This is a genomic window from Brevibacterium sp. RIT 803, from assembly GCF_016892625.1.
Lineage (GTDB): Bacteria > Actinomycetota > Actinomycetes > Actinomycetales > Brevibacteriaceae > Brevibacterium.
Genome location: NZ_JAFEMW010000005.1, coordinates 1 through 16,848 on the forward strand (window position 1 = coordinate 1; position 16,848 = coordinate 16,848).

15 protein-coding genes are annotated in these 16,848 nt (G+C 62.4%); 4 read left to right on the forward strand and 11 right to left on the reverse strand.

From position 1 onward, the window contains the following. Positions 1–385: 385 nt before the first annotated feature. A complete protein-coding gene (gene recQ / locus JTF07_RS15650; protein ID WP_204235165.1) occupies positions 386–2,221 on the forward strand; it encodes a DNA helicase RecQ in 1,836 nt (611 codons plus the stop codon). Positions 2,222–2,257: 36 nt separating this feature from the next. Here recQ and JTF07_RS15655 read toward each other — a convergent pair whose 3' ends face one another. The 4 genes from JTF07_RS15655 to JTF07_RS15670 form a co-directional block, all read right to left on the reverse strand. Next, on the reverse strand, positions 2,258–2,689 hold the full coding sequence (locus JTF07_RS15655; protein ID WP_204235166.1) for a VOC family protein: 432 nt from the start codon (positions 2,687–2,689) through the stop codon (positions 2,258–2,260). Positions 2,690–2,813: 124 nt separating this feature from the next. Beyond that, the gene (locus JTF07_RS15660; protein ID WP_204235167.1) at positions 2,814–3,407 is read right to left on the reverse strand and encodes an OsmC family protein; all 594 of its coding nucleotides are present in this window, start codon (positions 3,405–3,407) and stop codon (positions 2,814–2,816) included. 145 nt (positions 3,408–3,552) lie between these two features. Further along, positions 3,553–5,142: an SLC13 family permease gene (locus JTF07_RS15665; protein ID WP_204235168.1), complete on the reverse strand. Its 1,590-nt coding sequence runs from the start codon at positions 5,140–5,142 to the stop codon at positions 3,553–3,555. A 64-nt stretch (positions 5,143–5,206) separates the two neighbouring features. Further along, a complete protein-coding gene (locus JTF07_RS15670; protein ID WP_353843991.1) occupies positions 5,207–5,689 on the reverse strand; it encodes an Lrp/AsnC family transcriptional regulator in 483 nt (160 codons plus the stop codon). Between the two features lie 125 nt (positions 5,690–5,814). Between JTF07_RS15670 and kynU the strand changes: the two genes are divergently transcribed. Next, positions 5,815–7,098 (forward strand): kynureninase, encoded by a 1,284-nt coding sequence (gene kynU / locus JTF07_RS15675; protein ID WP_204235170.1) that lies wholly within the window; start codon positions 5,815–5,817, stop codon positions 7,096–7,098. 59 nt (positions 7,099–7,157) lie between these two features. Here the strand turns inward: kynU and JTF07_RS15680 are convergent, their stop codons facing one another. Beyond that, on the reverse strand, positions 7,158–8,432 hold the full coding sequence (locus JTF07_RS15680; RefSeq protein ID WP_204235171.1) for an MFS transporter: 1,275 nt from the start codon (positions 8,430–8,432) through the stop codon (positions 7,158–7,160). Positions 8,433–8,639: 207 nt separating this feature from the next. Between JTF07_RS15680 and JTF07_RS15685 the strand changes: the two genes are divergently transcribed. Further along, complete coding sequence (locus tag JTF07_RS15685; protein WP_143923957.1) at positions 8,640–9,062, forward strand: OsmC family protein; 423 nt, start codon at positions 8,640–8,642, stop codon at positions 9,060–9,062. A gap of 50 nt (positions 9,063–9,112) precedes the next feature. Here JTF07_RS15685 and JTF07_RS15690 read toward each other — a convergent pair whose 3' ends face one another. The 6 genes from JTF07_RS15690 to JTF07_RS15715 all read right to left on the reverse strand — a co-directional run bounded on the left by JTF07_RS15690 (position 9,113) and on the right by JTF07_RS15715 (position 15,864). Then, complete coding sequence (locus tag JTF07_RS15690) at positions 9,113–10,198, reverse strand: tartrate dehydrogenase (protein ID WP_204235172.1); 1,086 nt, start codon at positions 10,196–10,198, stop codon at positions 9,113–9,115. Next, on the reverse strand, positions 10,195–11,223 hold the full coding sequence (locus JTF07_RS15695; RefSeq protein ID WP_204235173.1) for an ABC transporter ATP-binding protein: 1,029 nt from the start codon (positions 11,221–11,223) through the stop codon (positions 10,195–10,197). Before JTF07_RS15695 ends, JTF07_RS15690 begins: the two co-directional genes overlap by 4 nt. After that, on the reverse strand, positions 11,220–12,236 hold the full coding sequence (locus JTF07_RS15700; RefSeq protein ID WP_252199866.1) for an ABC transporter ATP-binding protein: 1,017 nt from the start codon (positions 12,234–12,236) through the stop codon (positions 11,220–11,222). Before JTF07_RS15700 ends, JTF07_RS15695 begins: the two co-directional genes overlap by 4 nt. Before the next feature lie 8 nt (positions 12,237–12,244). Next, positions 12,245–13,135: an ABC transporter permease gene (locus tag JTF07_RS15705; protein ID WP_204235175.1), complete on the reverse strand. Its 891-nt coding sequence runs from the start codon at positions 13,133–13,135 to the stop codon at positions 12,245–12,247. Next, on the reverse strand, positions 13,132–14,097 hold the full coding sequence (locus JTF07_RS15710; protein ID WP_204235176.1) for an ABC transporter permease: 966 nt from the start codon (positions 14,095–14,097) through the stop codon (positions 13,132–13,134). Before JTF07_RS15710 ends, JTF07_RS15705 begins: the two co-directional genes overlap by 4 nt. Before the next feature lie 84 nt (positions 14,098–14,181). Further along, entirely contained in the window at positions 14,182–15,864 is a 1,683-nt protein-coding gene (locus JTF07_RS15715; RefSeq protein WP_204235177.1) for an ABC transporter substrate-binding protein, read from the reverse strand. Positions 15,865–16,046: 182 nt separating this feature from the next. Between JTF07_RS15715 and JTF07_RS15720 the strand changes: the two genes are divergently transcribed. Continuing rightward, a complete protein-coding gene (locus JTF07_RS15720; protein ID WP_204235178.1) occupies positions 16,047–16,781 on the forward strand; it encodes a TetR/AcrR family transcriptional regulator in 735 nt (244 codons plus the stop codon). Positions 16,782–16,848: the final 67 nt, after the last annotated feature.

Here is a 16,848-nt window from a genome sequence, read left to right on the forward strand (position 1 = left end):
GCCATCAAACATGGCGGTCTACACCGGGGGTGTCAGTTTCAATTTTCGTTGTCATCTCGCATCCTGTGATGATCCGGCTCAAACTGTGTTTGTGCTGGTCATACCGGGTGAAAACTGTTCTCGAAGAGTTCGTTTTCTGCGGGGCAACGAGATACAACTCTAGACCAGGCTGGCTGGTGCGTGCAACTCGAAACCGGAAAACTCGGCGTGACGCCCACCACACGTCGCCGGACCGCCCTGAGAGCGTCTGTGAAGGCCTGCCGGTGCCAGTGGTCAGAGTCGTCGTCGGAGGGGTGATCCCGTGGCTGCAGCACGCGCTCCTCTATGCACGTGGGCCCCGCGTACGAAGTTCGGCCGAGTCAGCACCGTCCACTAGGCTGGATGCATGACCTCGGCACCCACGACCTCTCCGCTCGACGTCCTCCACGATGTCTTCGGCTATGACGAGTTCCGGGGCCAGCAGCAAGCGGTCGTTGATCAGATCGTGGGCGGTGGTGACGCAGTCGTCCTCATGCCCACCGGCGGCGGAAAGTCTCTCTGCTATCAGATACCGAGTCTCGTCAGGCCCGGCGCCGGCGTCGTGATCTCTCCGCTGATCGCGCTCATGGCCGATCAGGTCGCTGCCCTGGAGAACCTCGGCGTGCGAGCGGCTTACCTCAACTCAACCCTCGACTTCGAGGAAGCGCAGAACGTCGAACGTGCGCTCCTGGACGGTGAACTCGATCTGCTCTACCTGGCACCTGAACGCCTCGTCCTGCCGCGCACAATGGCGCTGCTCGAACGTGCACAGGTCGCTTTGTTCGCAATCGACGAAGCCCACTGTGTTTCACAGTGGGGCCATGACTTCCGCAGCGACTACCTGGGCCTGGGAGTGCTGGCCGAACGATTCCCTGACGTTCCACGCATCGCACTCACCGCCACCGCCACCCCCGCCACACATGCCGAACTCACCGAGCGTCTTCACCTCGGCGAGGCCCAGCATTTCGTCGCCAGCTTCGACCGCCCGAACATCACCTATCGCATCGAGCCGAAGCAATCTGGCCGCTCTCAGCTCATCAACTTCATCACCACCGAACACTCTGGTGACTCGGGCATCGTCTACTGTCTGTCCCGGCGCGGTGTCGAACAGCTCTCCGAGGCGCTCGTGGCCCGAGGAATCAATGCCCTGCCCTATCACGCAGGGCTGCCATCCGAAGTACGCGCCGATCATCAGGCCAGGTTCCTCCGCGAGGACGGCGTGGTCATGGTCGCGACGATCGCCTTCGGCATGGGCATCGACAAACCTGATGTCCGCTTCGTCGCCCACCTCGACCTTCCGCGCAGCGTCGAAGGCTACTACCAGGAGACCGGTCGCGCCGGACGTGACGGACTGCCGGCCGATGCGTGGATGGTCTACGGTCTCGGCGATGTCGTCTCCCAACGCCGGCTCATCGAGTCAGGCGACGGCGATCGCACCTACCAGCGGCGTGCGATGTCGCACCTCGACTCCATGCTGGCCCTGTGCGAGACCGTCGATTGCAGGCGCGTGCAGCTGCTGCGCTACTTCGACGAGGAATCCGCTCCCTGCGGCAACTGCGACACCTGCATCACTCCCCCAGTGACCTGGGACGCAACGGTGGCCGTCCAGAAACTCCTCTCGGCCGTCATCCGCCTCGACCGTGAACGAGGCCAGCGCTTCGGCTCGGGCCAGGTCATCGACGTCCTGCGCGGCAACGACAATGAGCGTTCCCGCGCGGCCGATCACGAAAGCCTCAGTGTCTGGGGAATCGGCGAAGACCTCAGTGAAACGCAGTGGAAGACTGTGGTCCGCCAGGTCCTCGCCCGCGGGCTCCTGGAATCCCACGGCGATTACGGCGTGCTTGTCGTCGGTGAGGACGCTGGCCCGGTTCTGCGCAGCGAAGTGGAAGTGTCGCTGCGAGTGGACCCCGTCAAGAAGTCCGGATCCAAGAAGGCAGGAGCCAAGCGCCGAGGCGGCCCCGAAGTCGAACTCGGGACCGCGGACACAGCCCTATTCGAGGCTCTGCGGTCTTGGCGTGCCGATCAGGCCAAAGAGCAGAGCGTCCCTGCCTACGTCGTGTTCCCCGATGCCACTCTGTACGGAATCGTCGAAGCCAAGCCGAGCTCAATCGACGAACTCGGCAAGGTCAGCGGTGTGGGCCTGAAGAAGCTCGAACGCTATGGACCCGGGGTTCTCGAGGTCTTGGAGTCCGGCACCGGCTGATCCTGGTGGCCGCCAGATGACTATCGGCACCTGAGGTCAGCTCTGTTCTGCGGTGTATGCCTCGGGACCCTGTTCGGCTGCGACAGGATCCATCCACATGAATTCGAGAATATTGCCATCCGGGTCGGCCATGCTGATGGAATACATGAATCCGTAGTCCTGTGGTTCCTTGTTCTCCGAGCCACCACCGTCGAGAACCTTCGCCCGCGTGGCATCAACATCTTCACGTGACTCGCGGCTCAATGCGGTGAGCACCTGCGCGGTCGAATGCGGATCGGCGATCGGCTTATCGGTGAAGGTCGCGAGATACTCCCTCGTCAGCACCATGAAGAAGATGCTCTCGTCCCACTTCAGACAAGCTGCATTCTCATCAGTGAACTCGGGGACGACTTCGGCCCCCAGAGAGGCATAGAACTCTTTCGACCGGTTGAGGTCGGTGGTCGGAAAATTGACGAAGATCTGGGTCATGACTGCTCCTGGGCAGTTGGTGGCCAGCTATGGAGTCCAAATCTTCGTCTTCGGCCACAGGAAAGTCAATGGTCCGACGAGACTCGCCTCAATGCCTTGACGTGGTGCTCAGCTGTCGTGGCGCTCAGTTCTTCTTCGTCACGATGACGTCGATGGGCGTGGGGTTTGTGAAGATGTCGAAGACAGGGCAGTGAGCGTCGACGGTCTTCTGCAGCTCCTGGTAGGCCTCGTCACTATCGGGCCCCGTGATCTCCACGTTGACGCGAACCGTTGAGAATCCCGGTCGCACGGTGTCATCGGCTCCGAAGAGTCCCTGCACATCGAGGTCGCCCTCTGCGCTGACGTCAAGGCTCTCGATCGTCAGTCCCAGGTTGTGGGCGTAGAGGCGGTAGACGACGATCTGGCAGGAGATGAGCGCACCGAGCGCATACTCGACGGGGTTCGGTGCCACATCGTCGCCGGCCAGTGGGGTCGGCTCATCGACAGTGAAGGTGTGCTTACCGGCGGTGATGACCGAGGACACCGAGCCCTGGGCGCTGCCCTTCGCGGAGAAGGTCAGCTGTGCGTTCTTCGCCGAGGCGGCGATCCGTTCGTTCCACGCCTGACCTGCTGAGGTGAGGCGCTCGGCCCGATCCTCGGCGCTGATCGCGACGGTCGAACCAGGGGTGAAGTCTGCTGTACTGGTGGAGTCTGTGGTGGTGCCGGCTGTGACGGTCATGGGACGTCTCCTTCGATTGGGTGGTCCCCAGACTAGGAAGCCCAACCGATCTCCCGGAGCGCCCTCGTCAGATTCCGACTCAGACTGTCATACCCCCGCCATACGGCGACGCATATCGACACGTCGACTGGCTCGGATGAACGAACTAGAAGGGCCAGATGAGGGGGACATAGAGGACTGCAATCCCCAGATAGACGACCATCAGCGGCAGTCCCAATTTCCAGTAATCGCCGAAATGGTAACCACCGGCCCGCATGACGATGAGGTTGCCGGCAGTCGCCACCGGGGTGATGAAAGAGGCTGCGCCGCATACGGCCAAGCCCATCATGAAGGGTTGGATGCTTGCCCCGGTGCTCCCGGCAATGGCGACCGCGATCGGCAGCATGACCAACACTGTTGCCAGGTTCGACATGAACTGTCCGAGCACCATTGAGATCACGCAGATGACGAGGAGCGCCAGATACGGCGACGCCGCACCGAGGTTGCCCAGGACGAGATCAGCGACGATGTCGGCGGAACCGGTGTCGACGAATGCTCGGGACAGGGGAATCATTCCTCCGACCAGGATGACGATGCTCCACGGAACGGCCCTGTACACCGTCGGCAGTCTCACCACCTTCGTGACGATCAGTGCCCCGGCCGCCAGCATGGTGGCGATCGCGGTCGGCACTACCCCGGTGACCAGCAGCAGGATCATCGCCGCGAAGATGAAGAGGGTGCGCTTGTACTTCCTGCTCAGAGGCACTGCACGCTGCAGAGACTGCGGCGGAGTCACCGCGATGACATCCTGCGAACCCGCATACCGTTCGAGTGCTGCCCACGGACCCTGCACGAGCACGGCGTCACCCGCCCGAAGCTCGAACCTCTCCTCGGTCTCCTCCGACTCGCGCACCAACGGACCGGCGTGGTCCCCACGACGAACACCGAGGACGACGAGTCCGTCATCTGGTGTCGTCATGCCGGGCAGCACATGGCGGCCGATCAGGGAGGAATGGGGAGCGACGAGCACCTCGGCGACACCCTCTTCGACGGTGTACAGCGCGCCAGTGCTCACATCCATTCGATAGTCCTCGCGCAGGCGCTTCGCATGGGCGGTCGGATCCGGTGCGGCAATCGACTCCGGGCTTCTGTCGGGAAGCAGCCGATCGCCGGCGAGGAGGACGATGAGAATCGTGATGACCACCAGAGGAATGCCTGCCAGGGCGAATTCGAAATAGCCGAACTGACGTCCTCCGTGGTCGCTGGCAGCCTGTGAGACGACGATATTCACCGGCGACGCGGTGAGTGTGAGCACCGAGCCGCCGCTGGCGAGGAAGGCGAGCGGAATGAGCATCTTCGACGGCAGCATTCCCGCCTTCTTCGTCACGATGACGACCACGGGGAGTAGGGCACCGACCGTTCCGCTGACGCTGATGAACGCGCCGAGCATCCCAGCGGCGACGCCGATGACGAGGACCAGACGCGTTCTGCTGGTGCCGGCTCGGTTGACCACGAAATTCGCGAGCCAGGCGGTGATTCCCGAAGCCTCGAGCGACTCGATGACGATGAACAGCGAGACGATGAAGACCACGGTCGGATCAGCGAAGCCCTCGAACACTTCGGGCAGGCTGCGCACGCCGGTGGCCCACAGTGCGAGGACCACGCCTCCGGCGACGACGGCAAGCGGCACCTTTGAGGAGATGAAGGCGATCATCGCCGCACCTAGGATGATGAAGGTCCAGGTTGCCGGTTCCACGCTCACAGCATAGCCAGTGCCCAACAGCAGAGACTTTTCGTCTCAGGAACGGTGCTCCTGTGCTTCAGGGGCGGTGATGCCCGAACACGAGGCTCGTCTGAGTATGGGCGATCCTCGGATCTGAGAGATGCTCTGCGATGAAGGAATTCAACCCGGTCGGATGGGCGGTGGCGATGTGCACAAGCAGGTCTCGCTCTCCCGAGACTTGGAAGACGTCGAGGGTCTCTGGCGCCCGGAGCAGTCCAGCGATGACGTCGCTCATCTTCGACCGCCCGACCGGGGACATCCTCACCGAGATCATGCCGAACACGTGCAGACCGAGCGCGTCGAAGTCGATCTGGGCATGAAATCCTCGGATGATTCCCCGCGACCTCAGTGCACTGACGCGCCCCGAACATGTGGATGGAGCCAATCCCACTCGGCCGGCGAGCTCCTTGTTGGAGATCCGGGCATCGGTACTGAGCTCGCGCAGAATCGCCAGGTCCACCTCGGCGAGGTGGGAATCGTTCGCTTCAGAACGATGATCGACGATCAGATCCGAATTCACCACAAGAATCACTCCCAGTTTCCGTCTTCTGTTCGGATGGGTTCGATGATATCCGTGATCTGAGTATTCTGTGAGGAGATCCGCCATCAGCAGCACCGGCATTCCCGCTCCGACGAAGGTGACCAATGACGAGCCCCGAACACAGCACCCCACGTGATCGCACCGACTGCGAACGCCTCGATGCCGAGGATCCGCTGCGCGGTTTCAAGGACGAGTTCGTCCTTCCCTCCGACACGATCTACCTCGACGGGAACTCACTCGGCGCGCGGACGAAGGGGGCGGCCGAGCGCGCTCAGGAGGTTATCGCCGACGAATGGGGCACCGGGCTCATCCGCTCCTGGAACACCGCCGGGTGGTTCGATCTGCCGGCGACGCTGGGCGAGAAGGTTGCAGGCATCATCGGCGGTGGGACCGGCAGCACCGTCGTCACAGACACCACCTCGATCAACCTGTTCAAAGCCGCCTCGGCCGCACTGAAGATGCAGACCGCAGATGCGCCCGAGCGTCGGGTCATCCTCACTCAGCGGGAGAACTTCCCCTCCGACATCTACATGCTGCAGGGCCTGGCCGATCAGCTGAATGCCGGATACGAGGTGCGTCTCGTCGATGACGCCGAGGTGACCGCTGGGTTCCCGAACACGCTGACCGACGAGGTGGCCCTCGTCGTCCTCACCCACGTGAACTACCGCACCGGCCGACTCTTCGACATGGCCACAACCACCTCGGCGATCCATGACGGCGACGCCATGGTGATCTGGGACCTGTGCCATTCGGCGGGCGCCCTGGAGATCGACCTGGCTGGGTCGGGCGCGGACATGGCCATCGGGTGCACCTACAAGTTCCTCAACGGCGGGCCGGGCTCTCCCGCTTTCATCTGGGTCTCCGAGGCGCTGCAGAACCGTTTCACACAACCGCTCTCGGGCTGGTGGGGGCACGCGAGGCCCTTCGAGATGTCGCCGGACTATGCTCCGGCCGAAGGCATCCGCCGGTATCTGACCGGCACGCAGGGCGTCATCTCACTGGCGGTCGCAGAGCTGGGCCTCGATATCGCCAACACGGTCGATATGGCCGCGGTGCGGCAGAAGTCCCTGCAGCTGTCCGACCTCTTCATCGAACTCGTCGAATCTCGCCTGGCCGATCACCCGGTCGCACTCGTCACTCCACGCGAGCACGACCATCGGGGTTCACAGGTCTCGATTACTCACCCCGAGGGCTTCGCAATCATGAGTGCGCTCATCGAGCGCGGAATCATCGGCGACTATCGCGAGCCTGAAGTTCTGCGGTTCGGACTGACTCCGCTCTACCTCGGCTTCACCGATGTCTGGGACACGGTCGAGGCTCTGCGCGACATCCTCGACAACCGGATCTGGGACGCCCCTGCGCACAAGGTCCGTGGCGCCGTCACCTGAGGCTCGGAGCTCGGTTCCGCCCCGCTCCTCACCTGCACTGCGGCCTGATACAAGCGCGGTCAGCCGACTGGGCGCCCGCGTCCGGTCACCGCGTATGCGCCGATTCCCACTGCGCCGATCGCCAGGACCGCGCCGCCGATCGTCACGGCCTGCGGGATCGTCGCGATCGTGCCGAGCACGCCGACGGTCACGCCGGAGAAAGTCTGCATTCCGGGCCCGAACATCGAATAGGAGCCGATGACGCGTCCGCGGATCTCGGGCGGCGCCTCGAGTTGGATGATGGCCATCTCGGTCGATTCGGCGGTGATCTTACAGACCCCCGCAAGCACGAGGACGGTCAGCGCCAGCCACAGGTGCGTGGTCAGCGCGAAGACGATCGAGCTGGCACCGAGTCCAGCTGCGGCGACCGCTGCCGCCGCAGGGATCGGTCGCACCCACCCCGTCGCCTCGAGGAAGAAGCCGCCGAGCACACCGCCGGCGCCGAGCGCGAAGAGCAGCAGCCCGTAGGTGAAGTCACTGTCTCCTCCGGGGCCTGTCAGGAGGCCGCCGAAGACCGGCATCGCCGTCTGCAGCACAGCGCCGATCGTGATCGAGGCCAGTGCGGCCAGCAGCAGCATGCCGATGATCGAGCGGTTGTGTCGAACGTCGATGAGCACTCGCAGCGACTGCACCAGAGTCGTGCGTGTCTTGTTCGGACTCCCGCTCCTGGTGTGCCCGGTGAAGGGTGTGCGCGTCAGGAAGATCGTCAGCGGCAGGTAGAAGATGATGTTGATGAAGATGCCCCAGGTCGGTCCGAACGACAGCAGGAGCGCCGAGCCGACGACGGGTCCGAACAGGATCCCGAGACTGCGGAAGGTCGCATTCATCCGCACGGCGCTCGGCAACTCCTTGCGGTCGACGAAGTCATGCAGCATCATCTGCTCGGCCGGTCCCCACAGGCATCCTGCGAGGCCGTGGATGACGAGCAGCACGCACGCCTGCCACAGCTGGAGCGAATCGGTGAGGAAGAGGATGCCCCAACACAGGGACACGACCATGAACATGACCTGTCCGATCTGGATCAGGCGCCGGCAGTCGAATCGTTCGGCCAGGGATCCTGCGTAGACCGAGAGCAGGAGGAACGGCAGCCAATGGCTGATGAGCTGGAATCCCACGAGCGCCGGCGATTCGAACTGCTGCCACAGCACCCAGTACGTGATGACGTGCTCGATGTTGTCGCCCATCATTGCCAGCCCCGTTCCCACCAGGTACGGAGCCGTCGCCCAGCTGCGCAGCACCCCGAAGCGGCGGGGACTCGGGGTGTTCTTCGCCGAACCGTCTCGTGTCTCGTTCACCCGCCCATTCTGGCACCACGTTCACATGCGCCCCTTCCGCTTCCGCACCGTGGAACCTGATTCCTCTCCGCCGAGGCGGCTCTGGACATGGTCGTCTCCCACACGAATCTCAACCGGGGCTCCGAATCGTGCCCCCACACGCAGCGCGAGTGCAGAAATCAGCATAGACCGACTTCACTGCAGCGTGATTCCTGACATCATGGGGTCATGAGTGAAGACACCCGCAGCATCGAACTGACCAGGCTCGCCGAGAACCACTACCGGGCTACCGCACCAAGTGGGGCGAGCATCGAATTCGGCCGAGGAGAGGGCCTGATGACACCCGTCGAACTGCTGCTCGCAGCCGTCGCCGGGTGTTCGTCCATCGATGTCGACACTGTGACCAGCAGGCACACCGAGCCGACGCGCTTCGACGTCTCGGCAGTGGCCGACAAGATCGACGAGGACGGTGCGTCCCGGGTGGACAACGTCCACCTCGACTTCGACCTCGCCTTTCCCGACGACGAGGAGGGCCGCAAGGCCGACTCGCGCATCGAGAAGCTCGTCGGCCTCTCCCATGACAAGTACTGCACAGTCTCCCGCACGGTCGAGCAGGAGACGAAGGTCGACTTCAGCATCCGCCGCGACTGACCTCCGGCGTCAGCGCCGGGTCACGCAAACGGCACGGATGCTCTCGAACATCAGTCCTGCGACAGGATCGTCGAGGCGATCGCCTCGCCAAGTGATGAGGTCGAGCCCCGACCTCCCAGATCGGGAGTGAGAATGCTCGCGTCCCCGCTCCTCAGCACCGATTCGATGCCCTTGAGGACGTCCGCGCTTGCCGCGGTCTCGCCGAAGTGGTCGAGCATCATCGCACCCGACCAGATCTGGCCGATCGGGTTGGCGATGCCCTGACCCGCAATATCAGGAGCCGAGCCGTGCACCGGTTCGAACAGACTCGGGAAGGTTCCTTCAGGGTTGATGTTCGCGCTCGGCGCGACCCCGATGGTTCCCGTGCAGGCCGGTCCCAGATCAGAGAGGATGTCGCCGAAGAGGTTGCTCGCGACGACGACGTCGAAATGATTCGGTTTGAGGACGAAGTTGGCGGTGAGGATGTCAATGTGGAACTGATCTTGCTTCACCTCGGGGTAATTCTCAGACATGTTCTTCACACGCTCGTCCCAATAGGGCATTGTGATGGAGATTCCGTTGCTCTTCGTTGCCGAGGTGAGGTGTTGATTCGGACGGGAATCGGCCAGGTCGAAGGCGAACTTGAGCACCCTGTCGACTCCTGTCCGAGTCATCACGGTCTCCTGAACAACGATCTCCCGGTCGGTGCCCTCGAACATCTTTCCGCCGATCGACGAGTACTCGCCCTCGGTGTTCTCCCGCACCACGTAGAAGTCGACGTCACCTGGGCCGTAGCCGACCAGCGGGCTCTTCACACCGGGCAGCAGACGGCATGGCCTGAGGTTGATGTACTGGTCGAAAGACCTCCTGAATTGCAGCAGGCTGCCCCATAGAGAGATGTGGTCGGGCACGACGTCCGGCCAGCCGACCGCCCCGAAGAAGATTGCGTCGAAGCCGCGCAGACTGTCGAACCAGTCCTCGGGCAGCATGGTTCCATGAGCCTGGAAGTAGTCGGCACTCGCGAAGTCGAAATCGACGAATTCGAGATCGATTCCGTGTTTCTGTGAGACTGCCTGCAACACCCGACGCCCCTCGGGAACCACTTCCTTCCCGATCCCGTCGCCTGGGATGACTGCGATCGCCTTCTGTAAGCTCATTGAGCACCTGCTTCCGTTCTCTGACTGTCCGTGGGATCGGTTGGACTCTGAGTCTCCGATTCGGGATGATGACAGGCCGCTCGAGTCCCGTCTGCCATCGTACGCAGCAGCGGAATCTCGGTGGCACAGCGTTCGGTGGCCTTCCAACACCGGGTTCGGAACCGGCATCCGCTCGGAGGGTTCAAAGGGCTGGGCACATCACCGCTGAGGGTGATCCGCTCTCTGCTCCGCTCGACGATCGGATCGGGGATCGGAACTGCAGACAGCAGCGCCTTGGTATACGGATGCTCGGGTGCCGCGAACAGCCTGCCCGTCGGCGCGGTCTCGACGATTCTGCCGAGATACATCACGGCCACCTCGTCGCTGAGGTATCTCACGACGGAGAGGTCGTGGGCGATGAACACGTAGGTGAGTCCGAGCAGATCCTGGAGTTCCTTGAGCTGGTTGAGGACGCCGGCCTGCACACTGACGTCGAGGGCGCTGACCGGTTCATCGAGCACGATCACCTCGGGTTCGACGGCGAGCGCTCGGGCGATGCCGATGCGCTGCCGCTGACCACCGGAGAATTCATGGGGGTAGCGCTGGACGAACTCGGGACGCAGACCCACCATCTCCAGCAGTTCCTGCGCCCGTTCCGAACGGCGACCGGCCGCCAAGCCGTGGATCTCGAGGGCTTCGATGAGGGCGCTGCCGATCGTCAGACGCGGATTGAGGGAGGCATAGGGGTCCTGGAACACCATCTGCACGCGTCGCCGCAGGGAGCGCAGGTCCTGACCGGAGGCCGACTCGACCGACTCGCCGTCCAAGCGGATGCTGCCGCTGTCGATGTCGTGGAGCCGGACGATCGAGCGTCCCAGCGTGGACTTTCCGCAGCCGGACTCACCGACGATGCCGAGCGTCTTTCCCTTCGGCACCTCGAGGCTGACCCCCGAAAGCGCGTGGACCGTCCCCGTGCGTCTGCGGAAGAGACCCGAGCGAACCGGGTACTCCTTGACGACATCGATTGCTTCGAGTGTGCTGCTCATGAGGACGCCTCCTGTCGAACGGCGGCGACCTCGTCGATCCTCAGGCAGGCCGCCACATGGCGATCGGTGATGAACTGTTCGGGAACGGGTGTTCGATCACACGTGCCGAGCATCGCGTACCGGCACCTGGGCGCGAATCGACAGCCCGGCGGAAGCTCGGTTGGATCCGGAGGGGCCCCGGGGATCGAGTACAGGCGCGAATCGCCAGAATTGCCATCGAGTCGGGGCATCGCGGCCAGCAGATCCAAGGTGTACGGGTGGGAAGGACGGTAGAAGACATCCTCGACGTCGGCTTCCTCCACCTTCTTCCCGGAATACATCACGAGGACCCTGTCGGCAAGCCCTGCGACCACGCCCAGATCGTGGGTGATGATCAGCAGGGCCGAGTTGGTCCGTCTCTGAACCCGACGCAGCACGTCGAGCACCTGCGCTTGGACCGTGACATCGAGGGCTGTCGTCGGCTCGTCGGCGATGAGCACATCCGGATCGTTGGCGATGCTCATGGCGATCATGATGCGCTGGCGCATTCCCCCGGAGAATTCGTGAGGGAATTGGTCGACACGCTGCTCGGGGGTGGGAATGCCGACGATGTCGAGGAGTTCGATCGCCCTGGCTCGCATCTCTCGGCGGCTGCGGTCCGAGGAATGGACTCGCACCGCCTCCATGAGCTGATTGCCCACTGACTTCACCGGATTGAGTGCGGCGAGCGCGTCCTGGAACACCATGGAGATCCGTCGACCGCGCAGGTCCCGCAGCTGATCGTCGGTTTTGGTCAGCAGTTCCTCTCCGCGGAACCTGATCGATCCGGTCACAGCAGCTGTGCGCGGAAGCAGTCCCATGATCGCCATCGAGGTGATGGATTTTCCTGAACCGGATTCACCGACCACGCCGAGGGTCTCGTTCGCATTCAGTTCGAAGCTCAGCCCCTCCACCGAGGTGGCCGGGCCGTTGTCCGTGGAGAAGACGACGCTGAGGTTGTCGACCGTGAGCAGCGGCTGTTGGTTGAGTGTCATGGCGGGCCTCATCGTTTCGTCTGTGGATCGAGGGCGTCACGGAGCCCGTCGCCGATGAAGTTCACCGACAGCACCGTGATCAGTATGAGCAGGCCGGGGTAGAGCAGCAGATGCACCTGCGGGGTGCCGAGCAGACCGGCGGCCTGGCTGAGCATGTTGCCCCAGCTCGAGTCCGGGGGTTGGACTCCGAATCCGAGGAAGCTCAGGGTCGATTCCGTGATGATCGCCGCCGCTACTGCGAGGGAGACATTCACGGCGATGACTCCGGCGAGGTTGGGGATCATGTGTCTCACGATCACTCGCAGGGGAGAGGCTCCGAGAACGATCGCCGCATCGACGAACTCCTTCTCCCGCAATGAGAGCACCTGAGATCTCGCGACACGTGCGATAACGGTCCAGCCCAGTGCGCTCAGGGCCAGCACGATTGTCGCCGATGAACTGCCGAATCCCTGGAGCAGGAGAGCGAGGATCGCGATCGGTGGGACGACGAGGAAGAGATCGACGAGGCGCATGATGAGTTCGTCCACCCAGCCGCCGAAGTATCCCGCCAGGGAGCCGAGGAGGACACCCACAATGGTTGAGAGCACGCCCACACCAAGGCCGACCGACATCGATATCCGCCCGGCATAGAGCAGTTGGCTGAGGAAGTCTCGACCCAGTTCGTCCGTTCCCAGCCAATGCACCGGACTCGGGCCAGTGGACCCGGTGATGAGGTCCTGGTGATTCTCCTGGAAGGGGGCGATCCAGGGAGCGCCGAAACAGGCGATGACGAGCATCGCCAGCACCACGAGTCCGCTGACGGCGAGCCTATGCCGGAGGAACCGGCGTCGGAAGAGAGTCCACTGACCGACGAATGATCTGGTCGTCTTGGTGGTCGCGGCCACTGATTGTGCTCTCATGACAATTTCACTCTCGGGTCGAGGTAGGCATAGCTGAGATCCGCCAGAAGATTGAAGACGACGATGGTGATGGCGACGAGCATCATCCACGGCAACAGCAGCTGCGCATCGCCGGCGAGCAGGGAATCGAGAAGGAGCTTGCCCATCCCTGGGATCGAGAAGATCTGTTCGGTGACGACGAGCCCGCCGAGGAGGATGCCCGCATCGAGGAACACCACGGTGACGAAGGGTGCCAGGGAGTTGCGGAGGGCATGGTTGATGACAACCTGACGTTTCGGCACCCCTTTTGCCCGCGCCGTGCGCACATAATCACTGGTGAGCGAATCAAGCATCGAAGCTCGCCCGTATCTGCTCCAACTGGCGACGAGAGTGATCGTCATTGTCACCACGGGAAGGGCGAGGTGGCGTAGGTAATCCCCGAAATCGGAATGGCCCACCGAGTGAAGACCCACGAAGTACAGCGGCGGCTCGGCCAGGTTCCATATCTGCACCGGCCACACCCCGAATATCTGGATGAGAAGGAGCCCGAACCAGAACGCGGGGAGGGCGATTCCGATGTAGGACACTCCGGTGAACACATAGTCGGCTGCGCTGTACTGCTTGACCGCCGAGTACGTTCCCACCGCTATCGCTATGACCGCACCGAGGAGGACTCCCCAGAAGATGAGCTGGATGGTCGGCCCGGCGGCGCCGGCTATCATGTCGAGAACGTCACGGCCTGTGCGGGTGCTGGTCCCCCAGTCCCCTGTCACAAAGTCCTTGAACCAGAGGAGATACTGCTCCGGGATCGGTTTGTCGAGACCCAGTCGTTCGGTCTCTCGGGCGATCGCCGTCGGATCCTGGTTCAGCCGGAGCTTGCTCAACGGGTCGAAGGCTCGACGGACAGCCCAGAAGAGCAGGAACGAGGCGATGAGGATGACCGGGATCGAGTAGGCCAGTCGGCGCAGGGCATAGGTGATCATGATGATTCCCGGGCCTTTCCGGTTCCAGGACGGTCGAGTGCGATGCCGGCTCTGATCCTTGTGGCTTCACAAATAGCTGAGCGCTCAATCAAGGGTCCACTCCTCCAGGTTCCAGAAGGGGCCCTCTGCGGGATTGACCTCGACCGGCCCCTTGACCTTGCTGCTGGTCATGACGATGTTCGGCACCGTGTCGATGGGGATTCCGGGAACAGCCTCGGCGATGAGCTTTTCGGCTGCATGGGACTTCGTGATCCGTTCCTTGTCGTCCGTCGTGCGGGCTACGGTGTTGAGGAGTCCATCAGCTCCTGGGATGCTCGCTCGGGTGAAGTTGATGCCTGAGAATCCGTTGTCGTCACCGGGGATGGCGTCCGACCTGAATGAGGAGCCGAGATCGGGTTCGGGGACGGTGTCGATGATCGTCCATAATCCGACCTCGAAGTCCCCCTTCGGCGCGACGCTTGAAAACAGGTCGGCGCCTGCGACGTTGGCGATCTTCATGGAGAAACCGGCCTCACCTGCCTGCTTCTGAAGAATCTGTTCGGCCAGTTCGCGTCGCTGGTTCCCGGACTGCGTGGTGATGCGGAACTCAGCGGGTTTCCCGTTCTTCTCCCAGATTCCCTCGTCGTTCCTGCGCCACCCGTCATCCGTCATGAGTTCCTCAACCTTCTCGAGGTCTCTGGTGTATCGGGAGAAGTCTTCCCGGGCGTAGATTCCGTTGAGTGGGGTGAGGAAGCTTTGCTGCACCTGCTCGACCCCGATCTGTCCGTAGAGTCGCTCAACGATCGCGGGCCTGTCGATCGAATGGGCGAAGGCTTGTCGCACCGCCAAGCTGTCGAAGGGAAAAGCCGCATTGTTGATCCACAGGGCCTCCAGGTTTCCAGAATCGGTGTCGACGTCGATGTTCGTATTCGGGACGCCGGCCTTGATCTGACTCATCGCGTCGAGTTGCGGCGTCGGATACAGCGCCTGGACCTGACCGCTCTTGAGCGCGAGGAAGGCAGCCGCGGTGTCGGTGATGAACTGGAACGTGACCTTCTTGAGTTTCGGCTTCTCGCCCCAATAGTTGTCGTTGGGCACCAGTGTCACTGAGACCCCTTTGACCCAGGACTCGATCTTCCAGGGGCCACCGGAGAAGTCATAGCCGTCCTTCATCATCTCCGCGCGGTCCTCGCTCTTGAGGATGTGACTGGGCAGGACAGAGTAGTCGCCGCTGAAGAGCTTCTTCCATGAGCCGGTCGAGGTCTTGAGCGTGACGACTGCGGTCCTCTCGTTCGGAGCGTCGATAGATTCGATTTGCGAGTACCCGCTCTTGTCGAAGATGTCATCGCCGTCCCGGATCTGGAGGCCGGTGTACACGAAGTCTTCACCGGTGATGGGTTCTCCATCGGACCACCGAGCTTCGGGATTGATGCGATAGGTGATCGTCTGCTTCCCGTCCTCTGCTATGGCTACCCTCGGTTCACCGGTCAGCAGATCAGAGGGGACCAGCTCCCAGGAACCATCGGTCTTCCGGGACTCGAAGGCGCGTGGAAGTGTGGGGATCCGCATCGTGTAGGAGCCCCAGATGTTTGCGGCACACGTAGCGATCCAGTCTGCGCAGTCGGGTTCCTGTTCGGCACCGATGACGATCTGTTCGTCGTCCGAGATGTTCTGGTCAAGACCGCCGTCGCCAGTCGAACACGCGGTGAGACCGAGCGCGAACGCGAGGCCTGCGGCCGCTGCTGCACGAAGATGTCTCCTGCCTCGCGGTCGGGTGAAACTCGTCATTGAAGTTCCTTTCCACCATGGCCCCACTGCTTACAGTGCCATGTCGTAGCAACAGATTAATCCCGAATCGAAGAGATAGCAATAGTGTTAGTCAACAGAATTGACTATCTATTGGGCAAGCGATCTTCGTGTTCATCCCGACTGCGGTTATCCTTGAGGACACACACGACGATGGGAGAACCTTGACGAATCCCGGCACATCCGCGGACGGCACTCGATCGACATCCGATGCCCCGGTCCGCACAAGGCGCAAACGCGATTCGCTCAACCGCACCGTCATTCTCGACGCCGCAAAGGTGATTTCTGAGCGCGACGGCCTCGAAGGACTGACATTCCAATCGCTGGGAGCCGAACTCGGGGCCCACCCAACATCGATGTACCGTCATTTCAAGGACAAGGACGAACTCGTCCTCGCGCTGATCGATTCCCTGCGCGACCGTTCCTATCTCGGTGCCCTTGTGCCCACCGGGGACTGGAGAGAGAATCTGCGGATTGCTGCACGTGTCGTCCACGAACACTACTTGCGCTATCCTCAACTCGCTTCGCAGATGGCGGCCAGAACCACTCGCATGCCTCGCGAGTTCAGCAATATGGAATACACGCTCAAGGCGTTCTTCGATGCTGGATTCGACAATGAGGACGCGCTCAAATACCAACGCGTCTTCGGCAACTATGTGCGCGCGCTTTCAAGCATCGAAGCGACCTCCCACTGCCTGCCGGAGCAGGTGCAGCGAGAGGACGAGCTGGCCTGGAGAATACAGTTCGAACGCCTCGATCCCGAAGAGTATCCCGCCATCACTGCAGCTGGTCAACCTCCTCTGGGCATCGGGGATGCCAGTACGTTCGACGCCGGTCTCGAAGTGCTCATCAAGGGTCTCGAAGCACTTGCAGAGAGTGCTCCCGGCGCCGGAAGCTGATAGCGGGCGCGGTCAAGGGACTCAGCCGAGACGAACGGCAGCTGAGTTCCGATCACACCCCCAGCAG